At 62.6% G+C, this 16,666-nt stretch carries 13 protein-coding genes; 11 read left to right on the top strand and 2 right to left on the bottom strand.

Annotated elements, in window-relative coordinates:
* Positions 1–2: 2 nt before the first annotated feature.
* The gene (locus tag ASD83_RS10110; protein ID WP_156385912.1) at positions 3–710 is read right to left on the bottom strand and encodes a hypothetical protein; all 708 of its coding nucleotides are present in this window, start codon (positions 708–710) and stop codon (positions 3–5) included.
* Between the two features lie 344 nt (positions 711–1,054).
* On the opposite strand from ASD83_RS10110, the gene ASD83_RS10105 reads away from it, so the two are divergent.
* Positions 1,055–3,403: a tetratricopeptide repeat protein gene (locus tag ASD83_RS10105; protein WP_082561099.1), complete on the top strand. Its 2,349-nt coding sequence runs from the start codon at positions 1,055–1,057 to the stop codon at positions 3,401–3,403.
* 13 nt (positions 3,404–3,416) lie between these two features.
* On the opposite strand, the gene ASD83_RS10100 is transcribed toward ASD83_RS10105, so the two are convergent.
* On the bottom strand, positions 3,417–5,075 hold the full coding sequence (locus ASD83_RS10100) for an alpha/beta hydrolase (RefSeq protein ID WP_162249147.1): 1,659 nt from the start codon (positions 5,073–5,075) through the stop codon (positions 3,417–3,419).
* 174 nt (positions 5,076–5,249) lie between these two features.
* On the opposite strand from ASD83_RS10100, the gene ASD83_RS10095 reads away from it, so the two are divergent.
* The 10 genes from ASD83_RS10095 (at position 5,250) to cysW (ending at position 16,656) form a co-directional block, all read left to right on the top strand.
* Positions 5,250–6,710 carry an alpha/beta hydrolase gene (locus ASD83_RS10095; protein WP_056310499.1) on the top strand — a complete coding sequence of 487 codons (1,461 nt, stop codon included), beginning with the start codon at positions 5,250–5,252 and terminating at the stop codon, positions 6,708–6,710.
* Positions 6,711–6,797: 87 nt separating this feature from the next.
* A complete protein-coding gene (locus ASD83_RS10090; protein WP_056310497.1) occupies positions 6,798–9,071 on the top strand; it encodes an NADP-dependent malic enzyme in 2,274 nt (757 codons plus the stop codon).
* 168 nt (positions 9,072–9,239) lie between these two features.
* A complete protein-coding gene (locus tag ASD83_RS10085; protein ID WP_056310494.1) occupies positions 9,240–9,935 on the top strand; it encodes a DedA family protein in 696 nt (231 codons plus the stop codon).
* A 40-nt stretch (positions 9,936–9,975) separates the two neighbouring features.
* Positions 9,976–11,187: an O-antigen ligase family protein gene (locus tag ASD83_RS10080; protein ID WP_056310492.1), complete on the top strand. Its 1,212-nt coding sequence runs from the start codon at positions 9,976–9,978 to the stop codon at positions 11,185–11,187.
* Positions 11,188–11,374: 187 nt separating this feature from the next.
* A complete protein-coding gene (locus tag ASD83_RS10075; protein WP_056310490.1) occupies positions 11,375–12,403 on the top strand; it encodes a sulfate ABC transporter substrate-binding protein in 1,029 nt (342 codons plus the stop codon).
* 95 nt (positions 12,404–12,498) lie between these two features.
* A complete protein-coding gene (locus ASD83_RS10070; RefSeq protein ID WP_056310489.1) occupies positions 12,499–12,720 on the top strand; it encodes a hypothetical protein in 222 nt (73 codons plus the stop codon).
* On the top strand, positions 12,717–13,316 hold the full coding sequence (locus ASD83_RS10065; RefSeq protein ID WP_056310487.1) for an RBBP9/YdeN family alpha/beta hydrolase: 600 nt from the start codon (positions 12,717–12,719) through the stop codon (positions 13,314–13,316). Before ASD83_RS10070 ends, ASD83_RS10065 begins: the two co-directional genes overlap by 4 nt.
* A 75-nt stretch (positions 13,317–13,391) precedes the next feature.
* The gene (locus tag ASD83_RS10060; protein ID WP_056310486.1) at positions 13,392–14,744 is read left to right on the top strand and encodes an FAD/NAD(P)-binding protein; all 1,353 of its coding nucleotides are present in this window, start codon (positions 13,392–13,394) and stop codon (positions 14,742–14,744) included.
* A gap of 207 nt (positions 14,745–14,951) precedes the next feature.
* Complete coding sequence (gene cysT / locus ASD83_RS10055) at positions 14,952–15,797, top strand: sulfate ABC transporter permease subunit CysT (RefSeq protein ID WP_056310484.1); 846 nt, start codon at positions 14,952–14,954, stop codon at positions 15,795–15,797.
* A complete protein-coding gene (gene cysW, locus ASD83_RS10050) occupies positions 15,787–16,656 on the top strand; it encodes a sulfate ABC transporter permease subunit CysW (RefSeq protein ID WP_056310482.1) in 870 nt (289 codons plus the stop codon). The genes cysT and cysW overlap by 11 nt, the downstream gene beginning before the upstream one ends.
* Positions 16,657–16,666: the final 10 nt, after the last annotated feature.

Genomic DNA, 16,666 nt, shown 5'->3' with positions numbered 1-16,666 from the left:
GATCAAGCTGTTGATTTTTCAGCCCGTTTTGGAGCGGGATCGACTATTGCCGGCTCGCTCAAGGCAGACATGCGGGGGGCGGGCACCTCTGGGCGTTCGGCTGTGCGGCTGCGTCTTGTCCGCATTCCGCCCGGAGCGTAACCGAGCGAGGCGAGCCTCCGCCGTTGCTGGGGGGTGAGGGCGGGCCAGATCACGGCGCGCTCAAGTTCATTGAGGCTGCCGAATTCGTCCTGATGGGCGATGCTGCGGGTCTGCACTTCGAAAATGCGCGGGTCGATCGGCTCGTCCAGTTGCGCCATGCCGGCGAACAGCACGGCGGCCGGCTGGGGCGACAATTGCAGATTGCGCTCGAAATAGACGATGATTTCGCCCAGCGGCAGATCGGGCAAGGCGGCCTGCACCTTGCGGATGGCCTCCTGGCAGGTGCGCTGCTTTTGTCTTGCGGTGAGGCCGTGAATATAGGCGCGGACCGAGGGGATATCGAACCGCTCGCCGTCGATGACGCCGCCAACCGGATAGCGGCCGACGCAGCGCTGGCAGATCCAGAGCGTGTCCTCGCTCCGGGCGACTTCATAGGTGAGGCGCTGATGGGTCTGGCCGCAAAAGCCGCAGGTGCTGCCCAAGGTCACGTCATCCGCTATCGCCCAGGTGAATGACCAGGCCTTGGGGTCGCCCACAGCCTCGTTCAGCGTATAGCGAAATCGGGACATCGGCATGCTTCAGCCTCTTAGTTTATTACGCGCGCCCAATCACGGGCGCGTTACCCAAGACACGAAAACCACGGCAACCTCTGGGCCACTGGGCAACGAGATATGTCAAAAGCTGGGAGATTTGGTGGCGAAGCGACCGTGTCCATTGCGCCATTGCCCCATCGCCGCCGCAAGAATGCCTGAACTGACAATAGCATGCGGCGTTTGCCGTTCCATATCGGCGCCGCAGAGGGGGCATGCACGCAGCGGCAGCGTTTAATTTGTGATCAGGGAATTTTGACAGTCATCAATGCCAAAGGCGTTCCGACAGGCATCCTGCTGGTCCACTCTGGCCGGAGACTGCCATGCGCCATCTGTCCATTCTCTTTGCTTTATGCATGATCAGCCCTGTGGCGGCGGCCACGGGGGACGAAACTTGCGCGGTGACGCTGTCTTCGCCTGACTGTGTCCTTGCCGCGCTGGAGACAGCATCGGCCCAGGGGAATCCGTCGGCCAAGGTGGAACTGGCCCAGCAACTGCTTAAGGTGGGGACGCCGGCGAGTGCCGAGCGGGCGGTGCGATTGCTTTCCGGCGTGGCTGAGCGGGGCGATGCATGGGCGACGATCCTCCTTGCCAATCTTTATCGGCAGGGGGAGGCGGTGGATCAGGATGGCGCTAAGGCCGTGGCGCTGCTGGAGCCGCTGGCCAAAGCCAACAATGCGGGTGCGTTGACGGGACTGGGGGAGCTTTATCTTGCCGGTGCGAACAATACGCCCAAGGACGTGCCGCTGGCTGCGGCGTATTTTGAACGGGCTGCGAATACCGGCGACATGTGGGGCAAATTTCAGCTGGCGTCGCTGCTGATCGATGGACAGGGCGTTCCGCGCGATATCGGCCGGGCGGTTGGCTTGCTTGAGGAGGTTGGCAAGGGGGGCGATCCATGGGTGCTGATCACGCTGGGCGATCTCTATGCCAAGGGACTGGTGCAGCCGGCAGAAAGGGCCATTCCCTATTTTGAAGAGGCGGCGGCGACAGGCAATACGGCGGCGCTGACGCGGCTGGCCCAGGCCTATCAAGATGGGCTCGGCGCCGAGGGGGCGGACCGGGGGAAGTCGGTGGGTTTTTGGGAGGCCGCTGCGGCCAAAGGCGACAGCTTTGCCAGCGTCAGTCTCGCGCGGCTGCTGCTGGACGATGGCAGTGAGGCTTCGGTGAAGAGGGCGGTAAATTTGCTCGATGACGGCGCGGCGCGCGGGGAGGCGTGGCCGGCGACGATTTTGGCGGATTTGCTGATCCGTGGCGACAAGGTTCCGCATGATGCACAGAGGGCGCTGGATTTGCTGACGCCGCTGGCCGGTGAGGACAATCCGGCGGCGCTGACACTGCTTGGCGATCTCTACGTGAAGTGGGTGGCGCCGATTGCCTCGGATCCGGCTATGGGACGGGACTATTATGAGCAGGCGGCGGCGCTGGGCGAGCTTGGGGCCAAGAACAAGCTCGGGCTGATGCTGCTGGCCGGCACTGGTGGAGCGATCGACGCGGAGCGAGGGCTCAAACTGCTGCGGGAGGTTGCCGAGGCCGGAGACGGCTGGGCCAAGATTCAGCTTGGTGATGCGTTGACGCAAGGCGGGGCGGTTGGCGTCGATGCCGTGGCGGCGCGCGATTATTACAAGAGGGCACTCGACCAAGGGATTGGCGCGGGTGCGGTGAAATTGGGATTGCTCTACCTCAATGGCGCGGGAACGCTGCGAGCGGACCCGGCCAAGGCGGCCGAATATTTCGAGGCGGCCGCGGCTGGTGGGGATAGCCTGGCGAGAATTCAGCTTGCGTTGATGCATTTCGAGGGGCGTGGCGTGGCCAAGGACGTGGGGCGTTCGCTGGAGCTGCTGGGCGACGCGGCGCCGGATAGCGCCTGGGCCAATGGGATACTCGGTGGGTACTATGCCGATGGCCGCTATGAACAACCTGACTATCAGAAGGCGAAGGGATTTTTCGACAGTGCCGTGCGTCTTGGCGACGCCAGCGCGCGTTTTCGTTTCGGCGGGTTGCTGGCTTCGGGACCGCTGGCCGCCGAGCACCGGGCCGAAGGGCTGGAACTAGTGCGCGGCGCGGTGGCGCAGGGCGTGCCGGGGGCGGCGGTCGAAATGGCGCGTCTTGAAATGATGGGGTTGGCGGGGGCCGAGGGTGGCAAGGCGGCGGAGGGGCGGCTCCTCGGCGAAGTCCGGCGCGACGATCCCGCAGCGTTGCGGCTTTTGCTGCAGCTTTATCGGGCGGGCGGAGGAGGAATGCCGCCGTCCATTGCCAAGGCGAAGGCGTCGCTCGATCAATATGGCAATCTGCTGCCACCTGAGGCGGCGACGTTTGAAAGCATGGCGCTTTATGCGGCTGGGCCGCCGACGCTGACGGCTATGCAGTCGGTGGGGGATAGGTTTGGACAGCTCGCCGCAGGCGATGTCACCCAGGCGGTGCAGATGCTCTTTTGGAGCAACAAGAATGCCTATGTCTATGTGCTGCAACAGCAATTGAAAAAGGCGGAACGGTATGGCGGCACGCTCGATGGCCGGCTGACGCGTAGCACCATCGCCGCGTTCAATGCCGCTTGTCGCGAGGGTGACGCCGAAACGCAGGTCTGTTCGATGGGGCCGCTGACCCCGGACTATGCCGTACTGATGTCAAAACAGATCGCGAGCTTCGATAGGGGCGGGACTGTGAACTAGGTGTTCGGTGCTGTCATGGGGCGCGGCCGGTATTCTGGGCCAGTGCTGCCTTGAGTTCTGCCATCTTTTGGGGGTTCCAGCCTTCCGGTTCGACCAGGGCGTACCAGCTATCGGCATAATCGGCGGCGGAATAGACGTGGCCGAAGCCGATCGGCGAGGTGTTGGAGAGCGCCATATCCATGGCGAGCTGGAAGAAGGTGATGATGGGAAACCATTGAAATTCGGGGGATACGCCTTCGCCCCGCTCGCCTTCCATCCAGGCGGGCGCGCGAAAGATGGTGTCGTAGTCGAAGAAGACGATGGGATCGCTGGGATATTGCAGGAAGGCTATCCGCATGGGGCCCCATGTCTTGCCGGGCTTAAGGAAGTCAATGCCGCGATTGGCGAAGCGCACGCTGGAACTGTCGCCGAAAATGGGCCGCCATTCCGGGGACTGGTCGGCCCGGTTGGCCGTTGCCCAGTGCCAGACGGTGCTGGTGAAGGGTGGGCCTACCCAGAGGGCGCCATCGAACGGGGCGGCGAGGATATCCAGAAACATGGTGGAGGCCTGGGAGCTGTTGGCGCCGAGGCTGAGGCCGTTGAGGAACAGCCGCGGACGCTTATCGGCGGGCAGGGCGCGCCAATAATTGTAGACGATATCGAAGAGGGCCTGGGCGGTCGACTTGCCCTCATCAGGCTCGACCAGCAGCGAAAGCGGGCTCGTGAGGTAGGAATACTGGATCGCCACGCTCGCGACATCGCCATCGAGAAGGTATTCGAGGGCATCGATGCTGGGCGGGTCGATCCAGCCGGTGCCGACAGGCATGATGATGACGAGCGTTGAGCGATCGAAGGCGCCGATGCGCAGCATTTCTGCGAGGGCCAGGTCGGCGCGCTGCGTCAGGGTTTCGGCGGAACGCAGGCCGACATAGGTGCGGAGGGGTGTCTGAGCGGGCCGTCCCGTGACGGCCTCGATATCGGCCTCGGTCGGCTGGGTTTCGATATAGACCCGGCCGTCGCGGCCGATGGAGGTCCAGGGGACGAGGGAAGCCCCGCTCCCCGAGCGGAGTGGATCGGTCGGGGCCGGGGTGCCGGTGAGGGCAACCACGGCGTCGATGCGTAGGAAGGTTTCGTCGGCAAAGTTCAGGAGGCCGCGCACCAAGACGCCATTGACCAGCAGGCCCGTCACGATGCCGACGATGATGATGCCGACCAGGGTGGCGGCGCGTCGGGGCATGCGGGTACGCAGGAGGGCGGCGACGCGCTGCGTTCCGCGCGTCAGGAGCGTGCCGATGGTGACGAAGAGGAGCGCTGGAATAAGCGCCAGCACGATGACGACAAGGACGTGACTATCGTTCGCCGGCTCGAGTTGCATTTCGGCGCGGACGGCGTTTTGCCAGCCGGTATAGCGATAGAGGCAGACAAGGGCGAGTGTCCCGGAAACCGTGAGCAGACCCCAGCGGAGCCAGCGTCGGACTGTGGGATTGGCGGGATGGAGCTGCAGGTAGGTCCAGAACCAGAAGAGAATTGCGCCCACCGCGTAGCCGACGGCGAAAACACAACCCGACAGCAGGCCCTGGACGACGGCGGGCCGGGGGATCAGCGAAGGGGTCAGCGACAGCGCGAAAAACAGGATGCCGACGATCAGGCCCGCTGTGGAAATATAGGACCCTATTCGCTCAATCAGGCGCATGGCCACGCTCATCCAATCGCTGCCGTGAATTAGCTAATCCCACAATGGCGGGAGAGAAAAGGCGCGCTGGAGATTTGTGATGAAATAGGGACGGGCGGCAAAGCTGCGGGATTTTGCGCACATCGAGAATGACCCATGCTTTCAGTAAGCTCGGGACAGGGGAGTGGCGGCAGCATGATGTTTCGACCTATTTTGGCAAATGTGCTGGCGGGGCTCATTTTTTCTCTCGGCGGCCTCGTGGCGACGTTCTTCGGGGGATTGCCGGTCGGGGAGTTCTTCGGCAGCGAGGGTGGCCTGCACTGGGCCGATATTGCCGTCGGTGTTTTCGTGGTTGGAGCCTTGGGCTGGTGGGTATTGGTGGGGCGCCGCGGGCGAGCATCGCTGCTGCGAGGGGCGATTGCCGGGGCATTGACGGGGATATTGTCCTACCCGGTCGTGCTCGCCTTTGCCGAAGTGTTGCGGATTTCGCCGGAAATTGACGGGGCAATGGAGCAGGCGGCGGCGGTCGGCAGGCTCAGCGGCTTTGGGCTTTTCACCACTGGATTTGCGGCGGTCCCCTTCATGGCGATCACGGGCGTGGTCGCGGCGCTTTTGTTGCGGCCTCTCTATCCAGCCTCGATGGGAGGCGATCCGGCGCTGAAATTGCTGCGCTGGGTGGGATTGGTATTGTTGGCTTTGATGGGCGCTCTGGCTGTTGTTTTCGTCTGGCTCACCGTGCTGCCGCTTGAGCGGGGGCGCGTGGCTGGCGAGGGCCTCGCCGCGGAGCTGAACTATGAGCAGGCGATCGCTACCTATGCGGCGGTGCGGCAGCGGGAGGATCGGCTTCCGATCAATCCGCGATGCGCGTCGAAGCTGCTCTTGCAGGAGAGCCAGGAGGCTCCAACCATCATCTTTCTCCATGGCCTGACCAATTGTCCGGCGCAGGCGGAGGCGTTGGCGCCGATGCTTTTTGGGCTCGGATACAATGTGTATGTGCCGCGACTGCCGGGTCATGGAGAGGCTGACCGCATGACCATGGCCCTGGCCGAGATTGGCGCGGAGGACTATGTGGCGGCGGCCGAAGAGGCCATTGCCATCGCGCAGGGCATTGGGGGTGAGGTCGTGGTCAGCGGTCTGTCGGCCGGCGGCGTGCTTTCGGCCTGGAGTGGACAGCAGCGCGCCGATGTTGATCAGGCGATTGCCATGGCGCCGTTTTTCGGCCCGCGCCTGGTTCCGGCCTGGGCCAATCGGGCGGCCACCAATCTCTTGCTGCTGCTGCCCAATATGATGATGAGCTGGGACGCACAAAACCCGGAGGGATCGCCCGAGATGGACTATGCCTATCCGCGGGTGGCCACGAGGGCTCTTGGACAATTCATGCTCATTGGGGAGGTGACGGCTGATCTGGCGGACAAGGAGGCCCCAAGGGCACAGAGGCTGGCGGTGATGATCAACGAGGCGGACACCGAAGTGAACGATCGGCTCATCGACCGTCTGGTGGCGGCATGGCGGGGGCTTGGTGCTGAGGTTGAGGTGAAAGTGGTGCCGCTATCGCTGGGCCTGCCGCATGACCTCATCGATCCGCGGCAGGAGCACGCCAATACCGACGTCGCCTATGGCTTATTCGTCGAGATGCTGGGGCAAGCCGCGCCCTAGCGACCAAAGTCTATCTGGTCATGGCTGGTACCGTCCTGATTGTGGGGCGGGGCGTTGAACAGCCTTTATAAAGACCGGGGAGACAAAATGGCCGATACGACTTCCAGCCTGCACGATGCGGCGCTGCATTTTCATGAGTTCCCGAAGCCCGGCAAGCTCGAGATCGTGGCGACCAAACCCCTCGCCAATACGCGCGACCTGTCGCTGGCCTATTCGCCCGGTGTGGCCATTCCCTGCGAAGAAATCGCGGCCGATCCGCAGGCGGCGTATAAATATACCTCCAAGGGCAATCTGGTGGCCGTCATTTCCAACGGCACCGCGGTATTGGGGCTGGGCAATATCGGCGCGCTGGCCAGTAAGCCGGTGATGGAAGGCAAGGCGGTGCTGTTCAAAAAGTTCGCCGGGATCGATTCCATCGACCTCGAGGTCAACGAGCAGGACCCCAAGCGGTTCATCGAGATCGTGGCGCCGCTGGAGCCGAGCTTTGGCGGCATCAACCTTGAGGATATCAAGGCGCCGGAATGTTTTGAGATCGAGGAAGCGCTGCGCGAGCGGATGAATATCCCGGTCTTTCACGATGACCAGCACGGCACGGCGATCATCGTTGCGGCGGCGGTGATCAACGCCATGCGGCTCGTGCGCAAGGATATCGGCAAGGTCAAGATCGTCACTTCCGGCGCGGGCGCGGCGGCCATTGCCTGCATGAACATGCTGATCGCGGTCGGCGCGAAGCGGGAGAATATCTGGATCGCCGATTCCAAGGGGCTGGTGACCAGGAAGCGCGATAATTCGGTCGATCGCTGGCGCGGGGCGTTTGCGCAGGATAGCGAAGCGACGGAACTGAGCGAGGTGATGGCGGGCGCCGACATTTATGTCGGGCTGTCCAAGGCCGGGGCGCTGAAGCCGGAAATGATGAAGGATATGGCGGAAAATCCGCTGATCCTGGCGCTGAGCAATCCGGTGCCCGAAATCATGCCCGAACTGGCGAAAGAAGCGCGGTCCGATGCGCTGGTTTGCACCGGGCGCTCGGACTATCCCAATCAGGTCAACAATGTCCTCTGTTTTCCATTTCTCTTCCGCGGCGCGCTCGATTGTGGCGCAACAATCATCAATGAGGAAATGAAGGCGGCGGCGGCTTATGCGATTGCGCAGCTGGCGCATGAGCCGGGGCTGGAGGCGACGGCGCATGGGGTGCCGGCGATCTTTGGCGCGGACTATCTGATTCCCAATCCGTTCGATCAGCGGCTCATTTTGCGGATCGCGCCGGCTGTGGCCAAGGCGGCGATGGAGAGCGGGGTGGCGGCGCGGCCGATCGTCGATTTCGATGCCTACCGTGACCAGCTCCGTCGCTTCGTGTTCCGCTCGGGCATGGTGATGAAGCCGATGATCGAGCAGGCGCAGAGCGAGGCCAAGCGCATTGCCTTTGCCGATGGCGAGGATGAGCGCGTGCTGCGGGCGGCGCAGGTGATTTTGGAAGACGGGATCGGCAAGCCGATCCTGATCGGGCGACCCTCGGTGATCGAAGCGCGGCTCGAACGGTTCGGGCTGACCATCCGGCCGGGGCGGGATTTTGAGGTCGTCAACCCCGAGGACGATCCGCGCTATCGCGACTATGTGGCGGAGTTCCATTCGCTGGTGGGGCGCAAGGGGGTGACGCCGGATACGGCGCGGACGATTTTGCGCACCAATAGTACGGTGATCGGCGCCATGGCGGTTCGGCGCGGCGATGCTGATACGCTGATCTGCGGATTGCAGGGGCGCTTCATCAAGCATGCGCGCGATATTCACTCGGTCATCGGGCTGGCGGACGATGCCAGCCAGCTTTCGGCGCTGTCGATGCTGCTGCTCAATCGCGGGGTGTTTTTCCTCGCCGATACTTATGTGAATATCGATCCGAGTGTCGATGAACTGGTGTCGATTACCTTGCAGGCGCGGGACCATCTCAAGCGCTTTAACATCGAGGCCAAGGCGGCGCTCTTGAGCTATTCGAACTTCGGGTCGCGCGAGGGCGAGACGGCCGGGAAGATGCGGGCGGTCTATGAAAAGCTCAAGGCCGTGGCGCCCGATCTTGTGGTCGAGGGGGAAATGCAGGGCGATCTGGCGGTCAATGCGGAATTGCGCGAGCGCTATATTCCGGACTCGGTGTTGAACGGGGAGGCGAACCTCTTGATCTTCCCGAACCTTGAGGCGGCAAATCTCTCGATGACGCTGCTCAAGGAGCTCAATAACGGGCTGCATATCGGGCCGATCCTGATGGGGACGCGGCAGCCGGCGCATATCGTGGCGCCGACAGTGACCAGCAGGGGTCTTGTCAACATGGCGGCTATTGCGGCGGCGGAGGTGGTGGGCAAGGGGGCTTAGGCCCCCGGTGAGGCGGCGCCGGGGCGCATAAGCAAATCATTGCGACGGGTTGGGATGGTGGCTAGCTTTCCCTGCGCGGGCGGGAGTAATCTCCGGCGGCATTTCCGCCGCTTTTTGCGCGCAGCGATGCCTGTGTCCCCGCGTCCCTTCTTCTGGTTTTCAGCCCCTATGATCGAATTTCTCCATTCCGTGTCGGTTTGGCTTGAGACCCTTCTCAATGCCGTATCGGACAATTTCTGGCTTTCGATCGGGTTTATCTTTCTTGTCGCCATTGGCGAGGCGGTGTTCATTCTGGGGCTATTCGTGCCCTCGACGCCGGTTCTGCTGCTGGTTGGCGGGATCATCGCCACGGGCAAGCTGCCGTTCTGGGAGATTTACTTTGCCGCGGTGCTGGGCGCGGTGATCGGGGATGCGATTTCGTATACTGTGGGTCACGCCCTCAAGGACCGGATCAGGACGATCTGGCCGTTTCGCAATTATCTGGAGCTGCTGGATAAGGGCGAGGCATTCTTTGCCAAGCATGGCGGCAAATCGGTATTCATCGGCCGGTTTATTCCCGGGGTAAAGGCAGTGGTGCCGGGGATCGCGGGCATGATGGGCATGCCGTATCGCTGGTTTTCGATCATCAATATTTCGTCGGCCTTTGCCTGGGCCGCCGCGCATATCCTGCCGGGCATGCTGCTGACGGCGTGGCTCAAATCCATCGGGCTGTCGCTCGAACTGGTGATTATCGTCGGCGCCATTGTGCTGACGGCGCTGTTCCTGCTGGTCCATTATTTCCGCACGATCGTGCTCTTCTTTGCGCCCTTCATGGGTGGTTTTGGGCGTTCGCTGCAGGCGCGGTGGGGGCGGTCGAGCGTTTGAGGCGCTTGTCGGGAGCGATTTCGGGCTGTAGGTGAGCCCCATGCTTTACTCAGTCCGCAGCGCTGCCGTTCTCCTCGCCCTTGTCGCCACGCTTGCCATGGCGCCGGTTGCGCCCGAAGCGGGGAATGTCATTTTCCTGGCGCTCGGCGGCCTTTCCATCGCGCTGATGTTCCAGCGTGGCGGCGCACAATTCCGGCGGCCGATTATCTGGATGCCGGTGCTGGGGCTGGGGCTTATCGCGCTTTCCTATGGGATCGGGGCGCAGTCCTTTGAAGGGTTGATCGGGCTGGCCTATTTCTCGCCGCTCTTTGCTATCTGGCCATTGCTGAGCGCCGCCGAGGATATGAAGGCCGACGATAGTTCGGGGCTGATTGCTATTCTGGCGCTGGGTGGTGTCGCCGGGGCGGCTGTGGTGGCGCTGATGGAAGTCGTGGCGACGGGCACCGTGCGGGCAGGCGGCGGGGTGGCCAATCCGATCCATTTTGCCGATGTGGCGCTGCTGGTGGGGTTCATTGCCTGCGCCGGGCTTGTGGGAAAAGTGAGCCTTTGGCGGTTCTTGTTCTTGTTGGGGCCGGTGTTTGCGACGATCGCCGTCGTGCTATCGGGCACGCGCGGCGCTGTGGTTGCCATCGCGGCCATGTTGGCCGTGGCGGCCATCGGGCTTGTCGTGCTCCGCTTGGTTTCTTTCAAGAAGGCGCTCATTGCGCTGGTGGTTCTGGTGGTCGGTGGGGCGGTTGCACTGCTCTTGGGAGCCGGGCAGCTATCGGGCATTCAGCGCGTGCTGCTCGATGTGGCCGATGTGCTGCAAAATGGCGTGCCGACGGACGAATCGACGGCAATTCGTTTGCAGATGATTTCTGGAGGCATAAAGGCGTTTTTGCAGGCGCCGATTTTCGGCCATGGCCCGCTGGCCTTCGTCAATCTTGCCAATGAGCTGTCCGAAATGCCCTTCGGGAGCTGGCCGCACCTCCATAACGATCTCGTCGATTTTGCGGCCAGTGCCGGCATTGTGGGGCTGGTGGCCTATGCGCTGTTTCTGCTGGCGCCGATCGTGGAAGTGGTCCGGGCACCAGGCAGTGCGGCAAAGCCGCGTATCCTCGTGCTCGTTTCGGCGCTGGTCGCAGGCTTTTTCGTCATGGGGCTGACCAATGCCATGTTTGGCATTTTGACGGTTACGGTGACCTATGCGGTCATTTGTGTCGTGGCCGGTATCCTGGTGAGCCAGGCATCGAGTGCGGTTAAGGTCTCGTAAAACCTTTCAAATACGCGCAACGAAATCGAGGTAATGCGCCTCGTTTCGGAACTCCATTGCGACAATCTTGGCAGCGGGGCTCGATTGGAGCATTATTTTCTCCATAGGGGCTTCGGCTCGCAAGCATGAACCTTTCCAATCACGACTGAGTTGATAGGGTTTATGTATTCGCTACCGGGAGGTTCCAATGAAACGGACAGCCAAGATATTCGCCTATGCAGCCCTCGCCGCCTCGCTCGCGGTCGGGTTCTCCGTCACGGCCCATGCGCAGGACCGGACGCTCATCAACGTTTCCTATGATCCGACCCGCGAGCTCTATCGCGATTTCAATGAGGCGTTCGTTGCCTATTGGAAAGAGAGCAAGGGCGAGACCGTTGCGGTGCAGGTCACCCATGGCGGTTCGGGTTCGCAGGCCCGTACCGTGATCGACGGGCTTGAGGCCGACGTTGTCACGCTGGCGCTCGAAAGCGACATCAACGCCATTTCGGATGCCAATCCGAGCCTGATTCCGGCTGATTGGCGCGGCAAGCTCGAAAACAACAACGCGCCCTATACCTCGACCATCGTTTTCCTCGTGCGCAAGGGCAATCCCAAGGGCATCAAGGACTGGGGCGATCTGGTTGGCGACGGCGTCGAAGTGATCACGCCCAACCCCAAGACCTCGGGCGGTGCGCGCTGGAATTTCCTCGCGGCCTGGGCCTGGGCTCGTGAAGCCAATGGCGGCGACGAGGCCAAGGCGCAGGAATATGTGACGGATCTGTTTAAGCACGTTCCGGTGCTCGATACCGGCGCGCGTGGTTCCACCACGACCTTTGTGCAGCGCGGCATTGGTGACGTGCTGCTCGCCTGGGAAAACGAGGCTTATCTCGCCCTAGAAGAGCTTGGTCCCGATGCCTTCGATATCGTGACGCCGTCGCTCTCGATCCTTGCCGAACCGCCGGTGGCGCTGGTTCAGGGCAATGCCGAAAAGAAGGGCAATCTCGATCTCGCTGAAGGCTATCTCGACTATCTCTACTCCGATGCCGGGCAGGCGATTGCTGCCAAGCACTACTATCGCCCGTTCCGTCCGGATGCTGCGGCGCCCGAAGATATCGCCCGCTTTGGTGATGTGCATCTCGTTACCATCGCGGATTTCGGCGGTTGGCGCGAAGCGCAGCCCAAATACTTCGGCGATGGCGGCGTGTTCGACCAGATCTATTCCGGTCCGACCCAGTAAAGCCATTGCGGCCGGCCGCCTGGGCGCCGGCCGCACCTTTCTTCGCCCCGGGGCACGACCCCTTCCTGAGTGACGTCTATACTTCGGAGGACAGAATGGTGCATTTCTTCGGTATTTTTAGTCCCGGCCCATTGGTCAGGAACAGTGCGGAAGAGGCGCCCGCCAAGGCCAATTTCTTTGGTGGACTGCCCGAGCGCACGGACGCGGCCGCCCTGAGCCCGCTCGAAGAGGACGCGATCTATCTTGCCGGCAAGGCGCCGGAGCCCGAGCCGCGCAGTTTTTGGGATGTGCGGCACGAAGGGGTGCCGGAGCAATGAGCCGGACGGTCCTCGTCGTGCCCGGCCTCAACGGATCGGGCGAAGGGCACTGGCAACGGTTTTGGCTCGAGGATTTTGACGAGGCGAAACTGGTCGAGCAGGCCGATTGGTCCAATCCCGATGCCGGGCGCTGGCAGCGGGGGCTCGAAGAGGCCGTGCTGGCTAATCCCGGTGCGATCATCGTGGCGCATAGTCTTGGGACCATGTTGGTGGCCCGGCTCGCCAAGAGTTCAGTGGCGCCGCTGGTCGGCGGGGCGCTGCTGGTCGCGCCGGCCGATATCGAGCGCACCTCGGCGCTGCATGCGCGGAGCTACGAATTCGGGCGCATTCCGACCGCCCCATTGCCGTTTCCGGCTCAGGTCGTTGCCAGCCGGGACGATGTTTATATGACGCTCGAAAAGGCCACCCAACTGGCGAAAAGCTGGCAGGCGCCGCTGGTCGATGCCGGCTATGTGGGCCATATCAATGTGGCGAGCGGATTCGGGCGCTGGGTCGCAGGCTACGAACTGGCCCGGCAGGTTGCCGAACGGGCAGACCGTTCGCAGCAAAGGCTGCAGCGAAGTGCCGCGCCGCAAGCGCAGTTGCGCTCGTTCTAGATGCCCAGAGTGACGCCGGGATAGTGTCCCGGCACCAGATATTGACGGCGCATTGCGCATGACCGGAGGGTTGCGATGACCGCCACAGGCTCGACAGGCAAATCGATAGTCATCATCGGCGGCGGCGCGAGCGGGGTATTGCTGGCCGCGCACCTGCTGCGCAGTTCCGATCCCGATCTGCGCGTTACCCTCATCGAACGGCAGGGGCGGTTCGGCCAGGGCCTCGCCTATTCGGCGCTGGCGCGCAACCATCGCGTCAATGTGCCGGCGCGGGGCATGAGTGCCTTTGCCGATGACCCCGAGCATTTCTGGCGCTGGCTGCAACGGCGAGAACCGGGAAAGCACGGCTCGTCCTGGACCTTTGTGCCGCGGCGGCTTTATGGCGCCTATCTTGAAGATGTGTTGCGCGAAGCCGGCGAGCATCTGCCGGGGCGCTTGCTGGTGCGATCCGAAGAGGCTGTGGCGCTCAATGAAACGCCCCATGGCGTCGAGACGGTGCTCGCCAACGGGACGAGCATTGTTTCGCAATGGGCGGCTTTGGCCGTGGGGCATGAAACGCAGCCGGCGCGGGGCAGGGGCATTGCCATTCGCGCGGGATCGGAGCGGGACACGCCGCTCGATCCCGATGCGGCGGTGATGATCCTTGGTTCGGGGCTGAGCATGGTCGATGCGTGGGTGTCCCTGGCGGAGGCGAAGCATCGCGGGCCCATTACCGTTGTTTCGCGCAATGGGCTGCTGCCCAAGGCGCACAGGGATGTGGCGCCTATCGCGATCGACGCGGCCGATGTGCCGTTTGGGACCAGCCTGACATATCTGGCACACTGGTTCCGCGACGTGGTGCGCGAGGTGGAAGCAAAAGGTGGCGACTGGCGCAGCGTGGTCGATGGGCTGCGGCCGTTCAACCAGCGGCTCTGGGGTAGTTGGCCGCTCAAGGAAAAGCGGCAGTTTTTGCGGCATGTGCGGCCCTGGTGGAATATTCACCGCCATCGCCTGCCGCCCGATCTTTATGCGGGATTGGCGCGGGCCGTGGAGGTCGGTCAGGTCAATCTCGTGGCGGGTGAATTTGTCGGCATCGAGCGGATCGGGGACGTGGTGCGGGCAACTGTTCGCCCGCGGGGCACGGAGCGGCGGGAGGTGATCGATGTGGCGCGCGTCTATGATTGCGGTGGCGTGTCGGTCGATGTGCGGGCCAGCGCCAATCCGCTGATCCGGCAATTGATGCAATCGGGCGCGGCGCGGCCGGATGAAATGCATATCGGTCTCGACGTCGATGCCAATTGCGCAGTGGTCGCTGCGGACGGGCGTGTGTCGCAGCGCGTGCGCGTTGTGGGGCCGCTGACGAGGGGGCGATATTTCGAGATCGAGGCTGTGCCTGACATCCGTTTGCAATGTGCCGGGATCGCCAACTCTTTGCTCGCCGCGCACTGAGTTTGGAGCGAAACGCAATCGGGTTCGCCCGACCCTGCATCTGGTGGAACGAATTTCTATCTTTGGATAGAATGTTGTCCGGGCCTCGCCTTGCGAAACCCTACTCCGTGGCTAGAGTTAGGCGGAAATTTCGGGCCCCCGCATGATCCGACCAAAACTGCACCAACCCGGATGCCGCGTCAGCGCATCCCTGCTGGAGAAAGCCGCATGAGCAGGTTCGGCCGCTTTCGCCAACCCAGTGTTATTCCGGGCTTCGGGCTGACCCTCGGGTTTACCCTTGCCTACTTCTCGCTGATCATCCTCGTGCCGCTGGTGGCCCTGGTGCTGCGCTCGGCCGGGCTTGGCTGGAGCGGGTTCTGGGCGGCGGCGCTCGACCCGCGCGTGCTCGCCTCGCTGCGCACCAGTTTCGTTACGGCGCTGATTGCGGCGGGGATCAATGTCGTCTTCGGCACGCTGATCGCATGGGTGCTGGTGCGCTATCGCTTTCCGGGCCGGCGCATCTTTGACGCCATGGTCGATCTGCCCTTCGCGCTGCCGACCGCTGTCGCCGGCATTGCGCTTACGGCGATCTATGCGCCTAATGGGATTGTTGGGCAGTTTGCGGCGCAGCTGGGCTGGCGCATCGCCTACACCCCGGTCGGAATCACCATCGCCATGATCTTTATCGGTCTGCCCTTCGTGGTGCGGACGATCCAGCCGATCCTCGAAGAGGTCAGCAAGGAAGTGGAGGAGGCCTCGGCAACGCTGGGCGCCAACCGCTTTCAGACGATTTCGCGGGTGCTGCTGCCGAGTCTGGCGCCAGCTATCATGACCGGCTTTGCGCTGGCCTTTGCCCGGGCGGTGGGGGAATACGGATCGGTGATTTTCATTGCCGGCAACATTCCCTTCGTTTCGGAAATCGCGCCGCTGCTGATCGTCATCCGGCTCGAAGAGTTCAACTATGCCGGGGCGGCCGTCATCGCCACGGTGATGCTGGCGATTTCCTTCGTGATGCTCTTTGTCATCAACCTCATTCAGGCCTGGAGCCGCCGGAGATATGGCTATGGCAGCTAATTCGCATATCCGTCGCCTGACTTCGCCGACCAATGAACCGGTCTATGTCCGCTGGATCCTGATCATCACCGGTCTGTTGTTCATGGCGCTGTTTCTGGTCATGCCGGTGGTTGCGGTGTTTTCCGAAGCGTTGCGGCAGGGGATCGGCGTCTATTTTCAGTCCCTGATGCAGCCCGATGCACTGTCGGCCATAAGGCTGACGCTGCTGGTGGCGGCCATTGCCGTGCCGCTCAATGTGGTTTTTGGCGTCGCGGCATCCTGGGCGATCGCCAAGTTCGAATTCAAGGGCAAGGCGTTTCTGACGACGCTGATCGACTTGCCGTTTTCGGTGTCGCCGGTGATTTCGGGGCTGGTCTATGTGCTGTTGTTCGGTTCGGGCAGCGTGCTGGGGCCGTGGCTGCGGTCCTACAATATCGAGATCCTCTTTGCCGTGCCGGGTATCGTGCTCGCGACGATTTTCGTGACCTTTCCTTTTGTGGCGCGCGAACTTATTCCGCTGATGCAGGATCAGGGTTCGGGGGATGAAGAGGCGGCTTTGTCGCTCGGGGCTTCGGGCTGGCAGACGTTTTGGCGCGTGACCCTGCCCAATATCAAATGGGGCCTCCTCTATGGCGTGTTGCTTTGCAATGCGCGCGCCATGGGTGAATTCGGCGCCGTGGCCGTGGTTTCGGGTAAAATCCGCGGCCAGACCACGACCATGCCGCTGCAGGTCGAAATGTTCTACAATGAATATCAGAGCACGGCGGCCTTCGCGCTCGCCTCGCTTCTCGCGCTTCTGGCGCTCGTCACCCTGGTTCTCAAGACAGCGCTGGAATGGCGGTTCGGCGACGAACTTGCCGCCACCGGTCGCGGCCACTAACTGGAATAGA

The organism is Devosia sp. Root685 (genome assembly GCF_001427875.1).
GTDB lineage: Bacteria > Pseudomonadota > Alphaproteobacteria > Rhizobiales > Devosiaceae > Devosia.
The sequence above is the reverse complement of the archived record's forward strand: the minus strand, read 5'-3'. Positions and strand labels throughout refer to the sequence as shown.